Raw genomic sequence first — 16,208 nt, forward strand, 5'->3', positions numbered from 1 at the left:
GACTCATTTATGCATTGCGAAAACGGAGTCGAATGGAAGAAATATTTGAACAAAACGGAGAAATATATTACTTTACATGCAGAATTGGCAAGGGATCACGTCATGATCGAAATAACGGATAACGGATAACGGTATCGGTGTTGATGCAGAAGCACTACCTCATATCTTTGATCGGTTTTACCGAGCTGACCCCTCTCGTAAGTCAACAAGGTAGAAGCGGTTTTGGACTCGCGATTTCGAAGCAAATGATTAAGGGCATGGTGTAACGATTGAGGTGCACAGTGTAAAGGATGAAGGAACATGCATTACTATAAAATTGCGCTTAGAAGGCTCAATGATGGTGGATCAGATTGAAACAAATGCTCATTGTAGAAGACGAGGAACTTATTTCACAACTCGAAAAGGATTATTTAGAAGTGAGCGGCTATAAGGTCGATCGATATCGCGATGGATGGAGAGAAAGGTCTGCAGCTAGGCCTAAGCGGGGAGTATGATCTGATTATACTTGACGTGATGCTGCCACTGATCAACGGCTTCGAGGTATGCAAGCAGCTTCGGGAGAAACATCAAATCCCGATCCTGATGGTTATGGTTAAGAAAGAAGACATCGATATGATTCGTGGTCTTGGACTTGGTGCGGATGACTATATTACAAAGCAGTTCAAGCCTGTAGAATTGGTCGCTAGGGTCAAGGCGCATTTATCAAGATACAATCGACTAATAGGGACCAAAGAATATAAGGATGAAATCCGCATCCATGGACTGCTCATTGATTACGGATCATGCCGTGTATTTGTCCACGAGCAAGAAATCAATCTTACGACCAAGGAATTTGATTTACTGCATTTCCTTGCGATGAATCCAAATCGTGTGTTTAGTAAGGAACATCTTTTTGAACGTATCTGGGGTATGGATGCCGTTGGAGATTCTCAAACCGTGACGGTTCATATTCGCAAAAATAGAGAAAAGATTGAGTTGAGCCTTCTAACTCGCAATATATTTTTAAACTGTATGGGGAGCAGGGTATCGTTTTCGCATTTAGAAGACATTTTTTATACAAATGAACACGAAAGGATGCGTTAGAATGAGAGAACCATTGGATGAAATGGATGTTTTTCTGCATACGATACACGATCTTGAAGAAAAAGTGGCAAAGCTTATTCATGGTTCGAATTTAGCTGAAATGGAAAAGAACTTCATCCTTGAGCATATTCTTATCATTCCCGGAATGTGTAAAGATCATGAAGCGAAGAATGTACGATGATACAATACAAAGAGACCTCCCTCACGTATGAAGTGAAGGAGGTTTTTCTGCTTTATTTAATGACGCGGCGAGCCGTCTTGAAGTGCGTGCTCCACCAACCGGAATTCATATCCGAGATGGTTACACCAGGGCTGCCATACGTATGCATGACTTTGCCATTTCCAATATAAATACCAACATGATGAATAGGTGAATAGAAGAAGACTAGATCTCCTGGTTTTAATTGATTTCTCGGTACATAACTACCTACTTGTGATTGCTCTTTAGACGAACGTGGCAGGGAAATGCCATACTGGCCATAGACATATTGCGTAAAGGAAGAACAGTCAAATGTGTGTGTAGTTCCTTTCTGAGAGCCGAACTTATAGGAAACACCGAGATATCTTTTACCCAAGTTAATGATGCCATCGGCTTTGGTGGATACGGAAGTTGATGTTGCTGACATCGTGTTCGTTGTAGAAGCGTGTGCCGCATGTGGAGCGGCCATCACACTAATAGAAGCAAATAAGGAAACACTAAGTGTAATTCCTAATAGCGACTTTTTCAGGCGATTCGTTTTCATAGGATTCATGATTGGATATCCTCCTTAAGGATCGTGTATTAGGCTTTCACTTGGCCTGGGATAACCTTAACACACTTAGAACCTCCTAAGGATTACTAACTAGCTCTGGAATAAATAGCTGACAAGGACATAGCACGATTTATTAGAAAACGATGAGAGTTTCGTGAGTAAAAAAATATTGACATCATAACTAAGGGACGTAAAAGCAAGTTCATGCATCCCGTTTATGATATCATTTTATTCTATCCTCTTAGGTAGCAACCGTGATGGCTGGGATACTATGGAAATAAACTGTACCATAGTCCATATCTGAATTGTGGTGTACTTATGCTTGATACGGTCGGTATCTTGGTGGATCGGCAAACATTTAAAGGAATTCCAAGCAGAAGGAAAGGAATGAACGACTTGCTCTTTACAATAAAGCGGCAAAGCAGTTTTATATGTCACTTGATCGAATTGGGAGAAGATCAGCTTCTGGTTTTACGTATCGTAATAAGTCATACAAGCTGGAACGCCGTCCTATTCTTGTAGTGACACATAACCGCGTCATTACCTTTTCGTCCAAGGAGATTGGGAAGCTAAAGCAATTATCGAAAGCTAGTTTCTTATTCAATCGACAAAATCGATATGATAAGATTAAGATGTATAAACTGATCTATCAGAATCCAACGCAACGAGCTAATTTGCCTGTATCAATGCCCTTTACACAAGAGCAGCTGCAATCGGCAATGAAGTATTATTCCTCTTTATACACGAATAGCACCATGGAGAAGGGATTATAAAGCTCGAAGCATAAGATCGGGAAATGGCTTTTTTACTGGAAGAAAGGTTCACCCAAATTGCTATCGAGAAAAAAAGCAGTGACTACGTTCACGAGGCATGTGGATAAATTGAGATATATGATTCAAGAAGCCATTCCTGTAGCAACATACGAGGGAAGACCTTATGGCATACGTGTAACGGTACAACACGGCAGATTAGGTAGTTGGCAAGTCATTGGCATGATTGACAGGGTTGCAGCGACAGGAAGACATGTAACGAATGTGACCAAAGGTGGAAAGGTAAAAAAGGTCGAGGAGTTGTTCCGTGCTAGCAGATTTGAACCTGAACAGATGGCGTCTGCTATCCGCGAAGCTTCCATGCAGATTATTCATATTTGAGCGGGAAATTGCCTCAATTGGCAGACGTCGGTCTATTTTATCGGACCTATGAAAGGCCAATGAAATATGCGAAGTATATATTGAATTAAAAAGCATCAAAAACTTCTAACTTTTAATGGTTAAAGGGTTTTTCATGGGGAGGGAAATGATAACTTCCGTTCCGCAATTCCATTCACTATTCAATTGGATGGTCCCACCATGTAGGGTGACAATCGATTTGGCTATGGCTAGGCCTAAGCCAGATCCGCCTGTTTGCCGGCTCCTAGACCGGTCAACGCGATAGAACCGGTCGAAAATGAAAGGCAAAACTTCGGTAGGAATACCGATGCCATCATCGACAATTCGGATACAGGTTTTAAACCATTATCCAAAATAATTAATAGCACTTGTTTGACCTGTAAGCGATCCGCTGCTAAAAATAGATTTGAAGCAGAAGGGGAAAGCAGAATATTTTTACTTGAAAGTGGCTGCAGAAGGTGAATGGTCTCCTTACAGAGTGAGATCAGATCAAAATTACTAATGGAGGGACTCGACTCATGTTCTAATTCAGCTAATTCAAGCAGTTGGTATGTAACATGCTTCTGCATGCTAGCCTCAATTCGTTCCATCATATGATTAAATGTGACTGACAGCTGGTAAGCTCATCATTTGACTTGGCATTCAAGGGCAATTTTCTAATCTCCAGACTGGATTCAATCTCTCTCATAATTTTAATCATATGGGAAAGGGGTAAGAATAGCAGTCTGGACAATAAGAAGCTTCCTGACAGTGATAGAAGTATAGCACCTATGGCAACATAACAATGATCACGATTAAACGATATAAACTCTGTTCTAACTTTGTTGGCTCAGAAATGATCCCCAGGGTTTCGATGATTTCTGTCCCATTACGAATAGGTTCTCGCACGATTATGACCTTTTCCTGATGATACATATCGAAATAAGCCTCTTTATGTCGGAGTACTGGGGAGGTATAGCTAATAAATCAGAACGGTTTGAAACTTGGTTTTTTACCGTTAATGACTATGACTTGTCTATAGCACGAATCATCGTGTGATTCGGGAGATATTTATTTAGAAGCCGGTTGTTTTCCTTAAAAAGCAAATCTTAAGAAGATATATTTGAGAAAATCTCATTTGCGGCATGTTGTAAGAGTTCGGTTTCCTCGTCTTTTTCGAACTGTGCGTAAAAGTAGTAAATAACAAATATGAGGGGGAAGGGGAATAAGATACCTATTAACCATACGAAAGACAGCAGAGAGGCTTTTGTTTTGATTTTCATACGCTAAGTCTCCAAGATGTAACCAACGCCGCGAATCGTACGGATCGTCGGGAAAGATGTATGCAGTTTTTTACGGACATAGCGGATATAGACATCTACCAGATTGGAATTCCCCAGAAAAGCATATCCCCACACATCATTCATGATTTGCTCCCGGCTGAGGACTTCATTCGGATGCTCGATCAAATAAATAAGAAGCTGGAACTCTTTAGGTGTCAAATCGATCTTAACGCCGTTTACTACTACTTCTCGTGTCCTAATGTTCACGTGGGTTCCTTGAAGCGAATACCTGAATGTCTCACTTTCCATGTAGTCTTTATAAGGTTCACGCGGCCGATTGTGATAACGAATACATGCACGAATACGGGCTAACAATTCCTCCATATGGAAAGGTTTAGTCACATAGTCCTGCCCGCCAAGATCAAGGCCATTCACAATATCAGTCGGTGTACAGCAGGCAGTTAGTACAATGATAGGTGTATCTGTATTTACTTTTCGGAAATTGGTTATAAGTTCAAACCCGTTCATGCCAGGTAACATAATATCAAGAAGAATAAGACTCCAATTGTCATGCAATGCTTTCTTTAATCCATCAGAACCATTATTGGCAACCTCAACTGCATATCCGGCATGTAGGAGCTCTAACTGTAAAAGCCTTGCTATTTTCTCTTCATCTTCGATGACGAGTATTTTGCATGTCATGGGATACCACTCTTTTCTACATATCACTATTAACACATAGACCATGCATTTTATGCTTCGGGCAGGTGGCAGGTTCGATTTCTTTTTCTCATAATATTCTCATGTTTCATCTTTATAGTAGGGGCAGTAGATCAGCGTGTGAGATATGAAAAAGGAGGCTATTTGTCATGGCAAAACCTATTCTTCAAATATTAAATTTGACGAAGCGGATCGGAAATAAAACGATCATCGATAAATTAAATATTGACGTGCCTAGAGGAGAAATATTTGGGTTTCTGGGGCCTAATGGGGCAGGTAAGACAACGACCATTCGTATGATGGTTGGTTTAATGCGTATCACCGATGGAGATATTCTCATTGATGGAGATAGCATTACGAGGAATTTTAATAAAGCGATTCTCAAAGTAGGGGCGATTGTTGAAAACCCGGAAATGTACAAATATTTAAGTGGTTATAAGAATTTGATTCATTTTGCACGAATGGTACCTGGTGTGACCGAGGAACGAATCCACGAGGTCATTCGGTTGGTAGGTTTAGAAAATCGTATCCAAGATAAAGTTAGAACCTATTCGTTAGGTATGAGACAACGGTTAGGTGTCGCGCAAGCGCTTTTGCATAAGCCTTCCTTACTCATTCTAGACGAACCAACCAATGGACTTGATCCCGCGGGGATTAGAGAGTTAAGGGATTACTTGTACACCTTAACACGTGAAGAAGGAATCTCCGTGCTTGTTTCTAGCCACCTACTTTCTGAGATGGAGCTTATGTGTGATCGTGTTGCGATTATCCAAAATGGCAAATTAGTTGAGGTACAGTCCATTAAAGATTTAATGAATGAGGGACTCCTTAGTTCAGTTACTTTTGAAGTAGACAACCTAGATGGAGCTGTACAATCGCTTACAGATTTCCCAGAGGCACAAGCAATGAGATCGGAAGAGGGATTAGTCTGTTGGCTAGAAAGAGAACAAATTGCCCTGGTGGCCGAACGTTTAATGCGAGCTGGTATCAAGCTCTATGGGATTAAAAAGAACTCCCCTACGTTGGAAGATAAATTCTTGAAAATGACAGGCGGTGAGTCCATTGGTTAATCTGCTCTTAAATGAAAATATGAAGATATACCAACGATTGCGTACGTGGTTACTGATTATTGGTCTGGTTGTCACGACGGTTTGCTTTTTAATTGCCCAACAATACAGTGTGAAGCCTACGCAGGTGGCAGATGCGAATTGGCAGATCAATATGCAGAAACAGATTCAAAATGATACTCTGCAATTAAATAATATGAACAGAGGACCTGAATGGAAAGCACATGTTACTTCGCGTATCAATGTGAATCAGTATCATATTGATCATAATATTCCGCCTACAGAGGAAACGCTTTGGGGGAACATGCTGAATGCTTCAAGTCTTATGATAGTGCTCACCTTGATGACTGTTATTATTGCAGCGGATAGTGTAGCTGGGGAATTTACCGATGGTACGATCAAGCTTCTACTTATACGGCCTTCATCTCGCTCCAAAATTCTTCTCTCCAAATATATATCGGCATTTACTTTTTCTATATTGTTATTCATTCTCTTGTTCGCTACGGCCTTCTTAGTATCAGGACTCCTGCATGGATTTAAGGACATAAGTGCTCCGTATGTTTACGCATCGAGTGATACGATTGCTCATGAAACAAGTATCGTGAAACATGCTATTAGTACCTATTTATATCAAGGTATTCAAATGGTGTTGGTTGTCACTATGGCCTTTATGATATCTACGATTTCACGCAGCAGTTCGATCGCTATCGCGCTTTCGATTGGTATCATGTTTGCTGGGACAAGCATCGTTGGATTCTTGAGCCAATATAACTGGGCGAAATATTACTTATTTGAAAATACGGATTTAACACAATATTTGAATGGTGCTCCCAATATTGCAGGAATGACATTAGCTTTCTCAGTTAAAGTGATTATCGGCTACTTTATTATTTTCAATATTTGTTCATGGCTTGTTTTTAGGAAAAAAGATGTAACGGCGTAACGTTTATAAGCATATAGCAAGGGGTGGCTTTATTGCATCAAATGATTGATTGGATTTCTACACATGCGACTTCGTTAATTGAAAGTTATGGGATATTTGGTATTTTCATCGGCATGCTGTTGGAAAGTGCATGTATTCCGATTCCAAGCGAAGTCATTATGTTATTTGGCGGTTTCTATATCCAACAAGGCTCTTTTACTTATTTCGAGGTTGTGAGCGCTGGTGTAATCGGAAATTTAGTTGGCTCTATGCTTATTTATTGGATAGGGGCTACGGGCGGTAGAGCATTGCTTATGAAGTATGGGAAGTATGTCTGGATCAAGCCTGAGCATGTAAATAAAGCAGAGGCATGGTTTAGCCGATATGGAGAATGGGCGGCTTTCTTTGGGCGCAATATGCCCCTAATCCGTACCTTCATATCCTTGCCAGCCGGAATCGCAAGAATGAAATTCTCGCGATTCGTTCTTTTTACTTTTCTAGGTTGTTTGCCGTGGAATATGCTGCTAACTTACCTTGGATTTAAGCTCGGAGAGAATTGGCAGCAAGTTGAACCTTATATTCGACCTGTCAGCTACGTCATGCTTGCCGCGATCATGATCTTCATAGGTAGACACATTTATAAGCTGACTTTCAAAGCCAGCAGATCATAATCCTTTTCAGCGTTCAATTGAACGAACTCTTTTAGCGCGGTTTTCCATATACCATTGGAAGATCCAAACACTAAAAGCGAACCAGAATCCGCTAGCAAAATAAGCGCCAACAACGTCACTCGGATAATGGACACCGAGATAGATCCGACTAATACCAATCATAAGTATCATCAGAATACTGATTAAAATGACTGTCGTTCGACCGCGTTTTTTTAGGGACATGTCGCCACAGTAGAAAGGCAAGTGCGGCATACAGCGCAAAAGCCTCCATGGAATGGCCGCTAGGGAAGCTGTACCCTGTTTCTTGAATTAGTCTGTGAAGAGACGGACGATCCCTTTGAAAAATCATTTTCAAGATAAAATTCAAGATGGCGGTGCCCGCTATAAGGACCAGAAATAGAACTAATTCTAGTCGGTGGTGGAGGAATTTAAAGAAGAGGAATAAACAGCCTATTGTAATGACAACCACAACGGGCGTTGAACCGATGAAAGTAAAAGCTTTCATTAGCGAAGTCAGCCAGGGTCTTTCCATTCCTTGAATCGCAGCGATTACGCTGCTGTCAAAATGTGCAATCAGCTGCCCTTTTAACAGGGAAGCAACCACTAGAAAGCAAAGCACAGAAATAACGCTTAGAACAAGGGAAATAGATACTTTTAATTGTGAATGCATGGTGAAGTTAGCTCCAATTCTCTGTATTAGCATGATAAGGATAGTATTGCAATTTAAGTCGTTACTATGTCGCCACGCAAAAATTCGCAACTTCAAGGTAAGGAGAGATCAACAATGAGTAATGCTAGATCATCTATATTTAATCACATTAAACAATTAGCTGCCAAGGTACCCGAAATTACGCTCTATTTTTGGATCACCAAGCTGCTGACAACCGGCATGGGCGAAGTCGCTTCTGATTACTTATTCGAGCACCTGAATCCGCTTATTTCAGCACCACTTAGTGTTCTTATATTCATCGCAGCCATGTTCTTGCAACTCAAAGTGCGCAAATATATTCCTAGTGTCTACTGGCTAGTCGTCATCATGGTTAGTATTTTTGGCACAATGGCCGCGGACGTTGTTCGTGTAGGTTTGGGTATTCCCTATATCGTATCGACCCTTTTCTTTGTAGCGGCACTAGCTGCTATTCTCATCACTTGGTTTTACAAGGAAAAAACGTTATCTGTTCATAGTATTATTACACGTCGCCGCGAGATTTACTACTGGCTTACGGTTCTAACGACATTTGCTCTTGGTACTTCTGCAGGGGACATGACCGCGACGAGCATGCACTTAGGATACTTCACTTCTGGCTTGCTGTTTACCGGGATGCTTGTCATACCAGCTGTAGGGTATTTTATGTTTGGTATGAAAGAAATTTTTGCTTTTTGGTTCGCTTATATCTTGACGCGACCAGTAGGTGCCTCGTTTGCTGATTGGTTATCTGCATCGCAAAGTAACGGTGGAATGGGGTTTGGCAGCGGTGCGGTTAGTCTTGTATTAACTATTTTTATTGTTATCCTTGTTGTATTCCGTGGAGGTTCTCCCGCACAATCGCAAGATACAAATGGAGATATCAAAGTTGCCTAAAGAAATCTAATGACCTGCCATTAGTGTCAAAGCGGAGAAATATCCAGAACTCATCAGAAGGTTGCACGAAGAAGGACATTTGATTGGCATTCATAATTGGAGGCTTGCTGAACGTAGCTAGTTGAATCCCCCTGTGGTAGAACATCTTGGAGACTTGTACTGCGCCAATAATAGCAGGATCCTGCTTCGAGCACCAGTATACCTACAACTACGACTACTTGCCAGATGACGGCAAATCCTTTCGTTTCATAGGCGGCTTTTGTTGATGAGGGTGCGACTAGATCTCGCTTCGTGATGGAAAGGAAAATGATTAGGGATGGAGATGGAAGGGGCGAAGGCAATATTCGCAGTTAATCCAAACGGAAATTGAAACTAAGTGAATAAGAATACCTGAACAAACAGGACGTATAAATGCAAATATGACGACAACTACCCAAAAAGATGGAGTAGAAGTCGTCTTTTCATATACAGCATCAACCAAAGAAAGAGCGGTAACCTTCCCTATTGAGTTGCCGCTCATCATTCTGTTGAGGGAACCTAGCAATATCTTCTTTTAGCACGCCTGCTTCATTTAGAATATTCCGAAGGATTTTCATTTGATAATTTACTCGATCAGAAAGGGGTAAATTCCAACTCGTTTCGACGGTGATAGCTCTTGAATTTAATAAACGATATGCGGCATTACGACCCGAACCAGAGGGTAAATTCCGCAAGCGAACCGTAAAATGTCTTGATTTTTGTTTTATCGTGAGATTCATGAGACGCACAATTCGTCTTACAAAAGGTATTACTTTGCTTTTAGGATTGGCAATTAATGTTTGTCCTAACACCTTTGGGTTAATTTTTGATAAACCGTTTGCTTCATGTAGATCAATATACCAGGATGGCTGGAAATCCTTTGCCAATTTAAATAAGGCAGTCGAAAGAGGATGACTTGCCACATGACTGTGTTTACGCGGGAAAGTCCGATTCAAATCGGGAATACCCCTAATCCGCTCTTTATAGGCGTTTTGATTAACAATTGGAATGATAATCAAACTCCCTTTGTTAATGTGGAGAAGATCCTTCTGTATCAAACCCAAAAATTTTTTAGCTGCGAGAATGCTTGCTCTTTCATCACCATGAATACCTGCTGTTACAATTACTTTATTCCCTGCTGAGGAACCCTTGATAATGTAATAAGGTGTTTCGAACTTCGTGTCTTTCGCTAAAAGACTCTCCGTTATGTGCATTTTGCAAAAGTCACCTCCAAGATCATTTATGGTATGCACCTACTTAAGTTATTGAAATAGACACAAGCACAAACAACATCAAAAACGCAAACTTATGCTCAATGTTTAAATTTCGTTGAGGAGAAATGGATTTAATGTGAGGGTTTGCAACCAAGCAGAATGTAAGTAAATCGATAATAAAAGTTCTGAAACTTAGACGAAACGTTCCTGAAACAAGGCTAGTTCATCGAATTGATCGTTCAAAATCTTGAATACCTTAAAATCTTTCTATACATTGTTTTGTCTTTAAGCGTATTAAAAATACTCATATCTGGCCCAGTATTAATCTCTAGAATCCATGGCTTCATATTTGTATCAATAGCAATATCAACTCCGAAAGCTTTTTTTCTTCTATAACTTTCACCGAGAACAATACTCACTTCTCTCCCTAATGATTTAATCTTCTTTATAAAGTTTGTCCTATCGGCTCCTCTGAGATGTGATTTGAGTAATGTGTCTATTTTTAATGGTGTTCCTCCACTGTGGAAATTAGTTACTATCTTGTTCGGTTTAGCCAACCGCCCAATTATACCTGTCGTTTGGAGTTGTCCATTTCTGTTCTTTTGCACCATAACCCGTATATCAAATGAGCGACCGTCATGTTTTAACAGATCAATACCTTGTTGAACAACATATTTGTTTTTATATAAGAACTTGTGAAGAGAACTGTATAAAGCATCAAAGGTTTCATAATTTCTTGAGGTAGTTCCACCTCTTAAAACAAATCCATTTTCGGTTTTAGTTATTTTATATATTCCACGACCTCCGGTGCCTTCATCTGGTTTTAAGTAAAGAGAGTCATACTTACTTATCATATTAAAGATGTTAGATTTTGTTGCAGCTTCTGTGTCAGGTAATAACGTGTTTATATTGCTATATTTTCGCATGAAAATATGTTTGCCTAATTTGCCCATTTTGTATTTCACTTTCTTCATTACAGTAACCTCCTACATATTCATTTAGAGGTATTATATGCGAACAAATTTACAGGGGGCACAGGATTTAGATGGCTTTAGATAAGTGTGATGCTCGAAACTGTAAGAAGTGTTGTTTTTGCCGGAAACGGCACCCAATCATTTCAATTGTCATAATCTAAGAAACGTAGACATGACTACGAACGAAATGAACCCGGGAAGATGGAGGTTATTAACGACCATCTTATTTTAATGTGTTTTTCCAGGGTTCAAATTCCTTCCTCTAAGAATATAAAGAAGTAATTGAAAAAAGGTGAAGATTGTTATGCCAATTATACAAAGACAAACGATTGACATTTATTTTACAAAAGGACTTTTTTGAAAAATACGCGTAGAACTTTTAAAAACAAAATAATTAGCATTCTAAACGGAAATCGCTACCTAGCTTTGGATGTATTGGAAATTCTAGATTATGATTTAAAAGGAGGTATGCCAGGTTCCTGTTTGGCTACAGGTGGTATTGAATTCATATCTTTTCACAACAGGGAGGGATTTCCGGAAGGGAGGGAGATAACTTCCGGATGGATCCCCTCCTAACTGACCAGGGAAAACGATACTTGAGTTTTAGGTCAATCAATAGGCTCTTTAATGTAGATATCACTTCAAATAGGATCAAACAAACAGAAAAAGCACCTGCCATAATAGCTCTCGGAATGAGTTTGAGAGGGACGCATTATCGGTTTGGAGCAAAACCATATATCCAAAGGTCAAGAAGATTTGATTGTTCATCGTATCTCCAATACATTTCGTGAAAATGGCATCAGCTTGCCCAGAACGACTAGATCTCAAGCAACTGTGGGCAAAAGGATCGCTCAAAAGAATGTTGAAGCCGGTGATGTCATCTTTTTCCGTAGACCGCACTATTCGGATAATAGGATTGGTCATTGTGGGGTTGATATCAAAAATGGCAGGATGCTCAATACGTATAAATCACCTCCCGACGTGACAATTACGAGAAGGAGAAGCCCTTATTGCGAGATACTTTAACAGGGAGAGGATGGCATGCCAGGTAAGTTAGGATTGCACTTATTTTATTCGAAGGATCCCCATATCAGAGCAACTTTGCCGCCGACAACGGTATTAAAACGGGATTCATTTTATCGGTTTATGAGACGCTATCAATCGGTTTACATAAAACCGAATATGTCTCACATGGGTAAAGGCATTATGAAAGCTTGGTCTACGGATAAGGAGTATCGATTAGTTAAAGTGAAGGGGGGGTACAAATCCTTTCGGAATCTGAAGTCCACCTATAACGCGATACAAAAACTGACTTCGAAAGATCAATATATCCTCCAGAGAACGATTCATTTAGCCAAAATCCAAACGAGGCCTTTTGATATCAGAGTCATGATGATGCGCAACTCACAGAATGAGTGGCAGTATACAGGAATGTTAGCCAAAGTTGCTGGACAGTCTAGTGTCATTACAAACGTAAATAGGGGAGGTGGATATGTAATTCCGATTGAGAATGCATTAGACACTTCACTACGTTTAACCCATGAGCAGCAACAAAGAACGATTAAAGACCTAATCGACTTAAGTCATCGCATATGTGATCGATTTAATCGCTACAAATATTCTTCTCAAATTGGCATCGATTTTGGTATCGATCAACATCATAAAATATGGATCATTGAAGTCAATTTTGACTATCCATCCCATGATCTGTTTAACAAACTCAAAGATAAAACGATGTATCGAAAAATTAAAAGCTTAAGAAATAAGTATATGAAAGCTCTCAAAGCTGGAAAGATTAGAAGGAAATGAGTCTCCTCCAAACTAAAAAACTCTAATTACATGTTTACTTGTATTGCAGTTTTTTAGTTTACTTACGTTTCAGCCGTAAGAACCGACCATTTGCTATCGCGTTGTTCAACGTGGCAGCACGGGGAGCTGGCAAATCATAGGCATGATTGGCAGGGTTGCCGCGGTAGGGAGACATGTAACGAGGTTGTGGCTAAAGGCGGAAAGGTTAAAAAGGTAGAGAAATTATTTCATCCGAGCGTTTTGGAGCCTGATGAAAAAAACTAACGGATACAGATAGCTGAATAAATATAGATTTCATCTTTTTAAGTTTTTTTACTTGAACATTATAGTTGTGTAAAGCTATAAATTCTTGGTTACTCATGACCATGCACATCGGATTAAATAGAGGAAGTGGCGCAATCGTGGGCGACCTCGTTTACTGAACGGTGGTAAACACGCTACTATCAGCATCCGGGTGTTAGGAACTAACGGTATAATCGGTACCATCTATCATCGTGATAGTCCATTCGTGGCACATCAAGTTGTCCAATTAGTTAACACGAGGCGTCCGCCTCTTTTCCACTCTGCTGCCGCATTTGCCGTCTCAGCCTCGATCTGGCTTTGGCGGCGGTTTGCTCGGTTTCGGTACTGCACTCGTATGTCCAACTCTGCAAGCTGCAGTTACCGATGCATCTGACCCTTTATGGAGAGCATCGAGTTTAGGCATTTATCGCTTTTGGCGAGATAGTGGATACGCCTTCGGTGCACTTGCCGCGGGGCTGATCACTGACTGGGTGAATGTGTACTGTGCGATTGGAATTGTGGCTGCTATACCTTTATTCGCGGGAGTTAATGCTTTATTTGGAATGAAGCGAGCTTAATTTATATTATAAAAAGCACACTTATTTCTAAGTGTGCTCTTTTTGTGTTGTAGATTGACTTTTAAAATTTTATTGACTATCCTCTTTCCTCCATTCTTTTAAATATTTCTTTGGTAATTACATGGATCATTTTAACATCTTCAATCTTTTTTACTTTGAGATAATTATGGTGAACTTCTAGAATTGCCTCCAATTCAATTTCGTTAGAACTTAGATTGAGCTCCCTATAATCAAATAAATCACCAGGTCTTATTTCCAGTGCGTTCATAATTTTCTCTAATGATTCTAATGATATATTTCTAACTCCTCTTTCAACATCACCTAAATATGTATATTTTATTTGTGCTCGCTCACTTAATTCTTCTTGTGTAAGACCTTTATGTTTTCTAATTTCTCTTATTTTTTCTCCAACCATTTTTTTTAAATAAGTCATATAACCACCTCATATTCAGAGTAGGTATCATTCCAATATTTATACACCCCATTATCAGTTGTATATATTGTTTTTATAACTTATAAGTGGTATATTTGTCTTGAAATTATTTGAAAGGGGGGATGTCCAAAAATGGATCACGGGAAAATATCCGTTAGACAACTTTCCCAATTAGATATGATTCCAAAAGGTAAGTGCATTATGCCCCAAAGTCTTTATGATTATGGATGGATATCATGTTTGCCAATTGTTAATATAATTACACTTCCACAAATCAGTAATTGTATTGCTCTAGAATACACCAAAGATCAAATCATCGATTTTTTAATTAATAATAACGATCGCGGCTTATTTTGGAAATTTCATGAAACGAAACCAAATTTAAATTCACTAAGAGAAGTAAATGAGTTTAATCTTTACTTTACAAGAGAACAAAATCTTAGATTGCGCTTAGAAAACAATAACTTATTTTACCCGCAAAATATGCAAGAGGTCATAAATTTATTTATACGTTTAGGTTTTATAATAGAAATATTAGATAACCAGAGGAACGTCTTATTAGACCTTATCATTCATCCGTTCCCACGACCTGAAAATATTTTTAAAATCATATAACAACTTAGAGAATATGTAAACCTCAGGAGAATGCTATCATGAATAACTTACTTCCAAGCCCAATTGTGATTGAAAATGTAATTCAAAGCAAAATGCGAGGGAAAATAACATATCAAAGCACTTTTTCAGCTTCAATTGCACTTAATTTAACATTTGTTAAACCATATGATGAACCCTCCGGTAAAGGATATCAAAGACCAGTCGACCTCAAACGCTGCAATGATTTTGCTGTGTATCTTTCAAAGGGAGAAGATGCTTTATTTACCCCAATATTGTTTAATGCTGGATCCTTGTGGGAATTTACTAGCTATGATAAGCATAGACCGCAATTTGGAAGGCTAATTTGTAAAGGGAAAGCATCCTTGATGGATGGTCAGCATCGTCTTGGCGGAATTAAACGTTATATGCAAGAAACGAACTCAGAAATAAATGTTCCATTTTTGGCCTTTCATTGCTTAGATGAGGATGAAGAGATTAAATTATTTGATACAATCAATACAAAAGCACGAGGGATTGGATCTTCTCTAAGTAAGTTTTTGCGAAGAGATTCAGATGAATTGAGTTGGATTGCAACTGAACTTTTGGTAAGACAAGAAAGCCCGTTTTATAATATTGGCAGCATAATTGGTAAAAGAAACAAAGGAAGGCATATAACACTACAAAACATTTATAGAACATTACATCTTCTTATTAAGGATCCCGCGATTATTGGTTTCTCTAAAGAAGAAAAGTTAAATATGTCAATCAACTATTATAATGCTTTAAAGGAAGCTTTCCCAAATCAATGGCTAGATTACAATGGCTATCGAATTACCCATATTGTATGTCTCGATGCGCTTTCAATTGCCGGCTCTAAAATCTTAACTATGTGCACTTCGCAAAATAAAAAACAATTTGATTACACTGGGATTAAGAAAGCAATATCAAAATTCAAGCACATCGACTGGTCAACTCAGGGACCATTAAAATATATCAAAGGGATGAATGGTTCAAAATCATTATCAATTGATCTTATCGATTTAATTCTTTCATAAGAAATACTTTGTAACAAAAAAAC

21 protein-coding genes and 3 pseudogenes are annotated in these 16,208 nt (G+C 39.2%); 14 read left to right on the forward strand and 10 right to left on the reverse strand.

Going from position 1 to position 16,208, the window contains the following annotated elements; translation table 11 throughout:
* Positions 1-118 precede the first annotated feature (118 nt).
* From ACUN27_RS18600 to ACUN27_RS18610, 3 genes and pseudogenes are all read left to right on the forward strand, one after another.
* The gene (locus ACUN27_RS18600) at positions 119-214 is read left to right on the forward strand and encodes a hypothetical protein (RefSeq protein WP_445560642.1); all 96 of its coding nucleotides are present in this window, start codon (positions 119-121) and stop codon (positions 212-214) included.
* 136 nt (positions 215-350) lie between these two features.
* Positions 351-1,042, forward strand: a pseudogene (locus ACUN27_RS18605) (response regulator transcription factor).
* 42 nt (positions 1,043-1,084) lie between these two features.
* On the forward strand, positions 1,085-1,264 hold the full coding sequence (locus ACUN27_RS18610; protein ID WP_445559371.1) for a hypothetical protein: 180 nt from the start codon (positions 1,085-1,087) through the stop codon (positions 1,262-1,264).
* A gap of 52 nt (positions 1,265-1,316) precedes the next feature.
* Here the strand turns inward: ACUN27_RS18610 and ACUN27_RS18615 are convergent, their stop codons facing one another.
* Entirely contained in the window at positions 1,317-1,826 is a 510-nt protein-coding gene (locus ACUN27_RS18615; RefSeq protein ID WP_445560643.1) for a C40 family peptidase, read from the reverse strand.
* A 440-nt stretch (positions 1,827-2,266) separates the two neighbouring features.
* Here ACUN27_RS18615 and ACUN27_RS18620 point away from each other — a divergent pair, with 440 nt between their 5' ends.
* Both ACUN27_RS18620 and ACUN27_RS18625 read left to right on the forward strand, forming a co-directional pair.
* A complete protein-coding gene (locus ACUN27_RS18620) occupies positions 2,267-2,608 on the forward strand; it encodes a hypothetical protein (protein ID WP_445559372.1) in 342 nt (113 codons plus the stop codon).
* A gap of 57 nt (positions 2,609-2,665) precedes the next feature.
* The gene (locus ACUN27_RS18625) at positions 2,666-2,986 is read left to right on the forward strand and encodes a YheC/YheD family protein (protein WP_445559373.1); all 321 of its coding nucleotides are present in this window, start codon (positions 2,666-2,668) and stop codon (positions 2,984-2,986) included.
* A 105-nt stretch (positions 2,987-3,091) separates the two neighbouring features.
* Here ACUN27_RS18625 and ACUN27_RS18630 read toward each other — a convergent pair.
* The 3 genes and pseudogenes from ACUN27_RS18630 to ACUN27_RS18640 all read right to left on the reverse strand — a co-directional run.
* A pseudogene (locus tag ACUN27_RS18630) lies at positions 3,092-3,334 on the reverse strand (sensor histidine kinase); the annotation flags it as partial.
* Positions 3,220-3,597, reverse strand: coding sequence for a hypothetical protein (locus tag ACUN27_RS18635; protein ID WP_445559374.1), 378 nt, complete (start codon positions 3,595-3,597; stop codon positions 3,220-3,222). The pseudogene ACUN27_RS18630 and the gene ACUN27_RS18635, both read right to left, overlap by 115 nt.
* A gap of 672 nt (positions 3,598-4,269) precedes the next feature.
* Positions 4,270-4,968, reverse strand: coding sequence for a response regulator transcription factor (locus tag ACUN27_RS18640; RefSeq protein ID WP_445559375.1), 699 nt, complete (start codon positions 4,966-4,968; stop codon positions 4,270-4,272).
* Positions 4,969-5,135: 167 nt separating this feature from the next.
* On the opposite strand from ACUN27_RS18640, the gene ACUN27_RS18645 reads away from it, so the two are divergent.
* Genes ACUN27_RS18645 through ACUN27_RS18655 form a run of 3 tightly spaced genes read left to right on the forward strand, consistent with a single transcriptional unit; the run spans position 5,136 to position 7,646 of the window.
* Positions 5,136-6,056, forward strand: a complete 921-nt coding sequence (locus tag ACUN27_RS18645) for an ABC transporter ATP-binding protein (protein WP_445559376.1) — start codon at positions 5,136-5,138, stop codon at positions 6,054-6,056.
* Entirely contained in the window at positions 6,040-6,996 is a 957-nt protein-coding gene (locus tag ACUN27_RS18650; RefSeq protein ID WP_445559377.1) for an ABC transporter permease subunit, read from the forward strand. The genes ACUN27_RS18645 and ACUN27_RS18650 overlap by 17 nt, the downstream gene beginning before the upstream one ends.
* 41 nt (positions 6,997-7,037) lie before the next feature.
* Positions 7,038-7,646, forward strand: a complete 609-nt coding sequence (locus tag ACUN27_RS18655; RefSeq protein ID WP_445560644.1) for a DedA family protein — start codon at positions 7,038-7,040, stop codon at positions 7,644-7,646.
* A gap of 6 nt (positions 7,647-7,652) precedes the next feature.
* Here ACUN27_RS18655 and ACUN27_RS18660 read toward each other — a convergent pair whose 3' ends face one another.
* Positions 7,653-7,898: a phosphatase PAP2 family protein gene (locus tag ACUN27_RS18660; protein ID WP_445559378.1), complete on the reverse strand. Its 246-nt coding sequence runs from the start codon at positions 7,896-7,898 to the stop codon at positions 7,653-7,655.
* Positions 7,795-8,316, reverse strand: a complete 522-nt coding sequence (locus ACUN27_RS18665; protein WP_445559379.1) for a phosphatase PAP2 family protein — start codon at positions 8,314-8,316, stop codon at positions 7,795-7,797. Before ACUN27_RS18665 ends, ACUN27_RS18660 begins: the two co-directional genes overlap by 104 nt.
* A gap of 114 nt (positions 8,317-8,430) precedes the next feature.
* Between ACUN27_RS18665 and ACUN27_RS18670 the strand changes: the two genes are divergently transcribed.
* Positions 8,431-9,228, forward strand: coding sequence for a COG4705 family protein (locus tag ACUN27_RS18670; RefSeq protein WP_445559380.1), 798 nt, complete (start codon positions 8,431-8,433; stop codon positions 9,226-9,228).
* Positions 9,229-9,701: 473 nt separating this feature from the next.
* Here the strand turns inward: ACUN27_RS18670 and ACUN27_RS18675 are convergent, their stop codons facing one another.
* Both ACUN27_RS18675 and ACUN27_RS18680 read right to left on the reverse strand, forming a co-directional pair.
* A complete protein-coding gene (locus tag ACUN27_RS18675; protein ID WP_445559381.1) occupies positions 9,702-10,460 on the reverse strand; it encodes a deacylase in 759 nt (252 codons plus the stop codon).
* Between the two features lie 239 nt (positions 10,461-10,699).
* Positions 10,700-11,434, reverse strand: coding sequence for a YheC/YheD family protein (locus ACUN27_RS18680; protein WP_445559382.1), 735 nt, complete (start codon positions 11,432-11,434; stop codon positions 10,700-10,702).
* Between the two features lie 756 nt (positions 11,435-12,190).
* Here ACUN27_RS18680 and ACUN27_RS18685 point away from each other — a divergent pair.
* Both ACUN27_RS18685 and ACUN27_RS18690 read left to right on the forward strand, forming a co-directional pair.
* Positions 12,191-12,460, forward strand: a complete 270-nt coding sequence (locus tag ACUN27_RS18685) for a C40 family peptidase (protein ID WP_445560645.1) — start codon at positions 12,191-12,193, stop codon at positions 12,458-12,460.
* Positions 12,461-12,475: 15 nt separating this feature from the next.
* Entirely contained in the window at positions 12,476-13,243 is a 768-nt protein-coding gene (locus tag ACUN27_RS18690; protein WP_445559383.1) for a YheC/YheD family protein, read from the forward strand.
* Positions 13,244-13,529: 286 nt separating this feature from the next.
* On the opposite strand, the pseudogene ACUN27_RS18695 reads toward ACUN27_RS18690, so the two are convergent.
* Positions 13,530-13,663 (reverse strand): annotated as a pseudogene (locus ACUN27_RS18695) (IS110 family transposase); the annotation flags it as partial.
* 155 nt (positions 13,664-13,818) lie between these two features.
* On the opposite strand from ACUN27_RS18695, the gene ACUN27_RS18700 reads away from it, so the two are divergent.
* Positions 13,819-14,103 carry a hypothetical protein gene (locus ACUN27_RS18700; protein ID WP_445559384.1) on the forward strand — a complete coding sequence of 95 codons (285 nt, stop codon included), beginning with the start codon at positions 13,819-13,821 and terminating at the stop codon, positions 14,101-14,103.
* A 76-nt stretch (positions 14,104-14,179) separates the two neighbouring features.
* On the opposite strand, the gene ACUN27_RS18705 is transcribed toward ACUN27_RS18700, so the two are convergent.
* Positions 14,180-14,536, reverse strand: coding sequence for a helix-turn-helix domain-containing protein (locus ACUN27_RS18705; RefSeq protein WP_445559385.1), 357 nt, complete (start codon positions 14,534-14,536; stop codon positions 14,180-14,182).
* Between the two features lie 132 nt (positions 14,537-14,668).
* On the opposite strand from ACUN27_RS18705, the gene ACUN27_RS18710 reads away from it, so the two are divergent.
* Both ACUN27_RS18710 and ACUN27_RS18715 read left to right on the forward strand, forming a co-directional pair.
* On the forward strand, positions 14,669-15,151 hold the full coding sequence (locus ACUN27_RS18710; protein WP_445559386.1) for a DUF6042 family protein: 483 nt from the start codon (positions 14,669-14,671) through the stop codon (positions 15,149-15,151).
* A gap of 38 nt (positions 15,152-15,189) precedes the next feature.
* Positions 15,190-16,185, forward strand: coding sequence for a DGQHR domain-containing protein (locus ACUN27_RS18715; protein WP_445559387.1), 996 nt, complete (start codon positions 15,190-15,192; stop codon positions 16,183-16,185).
* Positions 16,186-16,208 lie beyond the last annotated feature (23 nt).

It is taken from the genome of Paenibacillus sp. WC2504 (assembly GCF_052682475.1).

Bases quoted from the DNA above. Each gene is read 5' to 3' on its own strand.
- ACUN27_RS18610 (WP_445559371.1), top strand. From the start codon at position 1,085: ATGAGAGAACCATTGGATGAAATGGATGTTTTTCTGCATACGATACAC.
- ACUN27_RS18615 (WP_445560643.1), bottom strand. From the start codon at position 1,826: ATGAAAACGAATCGCCTGAAAAAGTCGCTATTAGGAATTACACTTAGT.
- ACUN27_RS18620 (WP_445559372.1), top strand. From the start codon at position 2,267: ATGTCACTTGATCGAATTGGGAGAAGATCAGCTTCTGGTTTTACGTAT.
- ACUN27_RS18635 (WP_445559374.1), bottom strand. From the start codon at position 3,597: ATGATGGAACGAATTGAGGCTAGCATGCAGAAGCATGTTACATACCAA.
- ACUN27_RS18640 (WP_445559375.1), bottom strand. From the start codon at position 4,968: ATGACATGCAAAATACTCGTCATCGAAGATGAAGAGAAAATAGCAAGG.
- ACUN27_RS18645 (WP_445559376.1), top strand. From the start codon at position 5,136: ATGGCAAAACCTATTCTTCAAATATTAAATTTGACGAAGCGGATCGGA.
- ACUN27_RS18655 (WP_445560644.1), top strand. From the start codon at position 7,038: ATGATTGATTGGATTTCTACACATGCGACTTCGTTAATTGAAAGTTAT.
- ACUN27_RS18660 (WP_445559378.1), bottom strand. From the start codon at position 7,898: ATGCCGCACTTGCCTTTCTACTGTGGCGACATGTCCCTAAAAAAACGC.
- ACUN27_RS18665 (WP_445559379.1), bottom strand. From the start codon at position 8,316: ATGCATTCACAATTAAAAGTATCTATTTCCCTTGTTCTAAGCGTTATT.
- ACUN27_RS18670 (WP_445559380.1), top strand. From the start codon at position 8,431: ATGAGTAATGCTAGATCATCTATATTTAATCACATTAAACAATTAGCT.
- ACUN27_RS18675 (WP_445559381.1), bottom strand. From the start codon at position 10,460: ATGCACATAACGGAGAGTCTTTTAGCGAAAGACACGAAGTTCGAAACA.
- ACUN27_RS18680 (WP_445559382.1), bottom strand. From the start codon at position 11,434: ATGAAGAAAGTGAAATACAAAATGGGCAAATTAGGCAAACATATTTTC.
- ACUN27_RS18690 (WP_445559383.1), top strand. From the start codon at position 12,476: ATGCCAGGTAAGTTAGGATTGCACTTATTTTATTCGAAGGATCCCCAT.
- ACUN27_RS18705 (WP_445559385.1), bottom strand. From the start codon at position 14,536: ATGACTTATTTAAAAAAAATGGTTGGAGAAAAAATAAGAGAAATTAGA.
- ACUN27_RS18710 (WP_445559386.1), top strand. From the start codon at position 14,669: ATGGATCACGGGAAAATATCCGTTAGACAACTTTCCCAATTAGATATG.
- ACUN27_RS18715 (WP_445559387.1), top strand. From the start codon at position 15,190: ATGAATAACTTACTTCCAAGCCCAATTGTGATTGAAAATGTAATTCAA.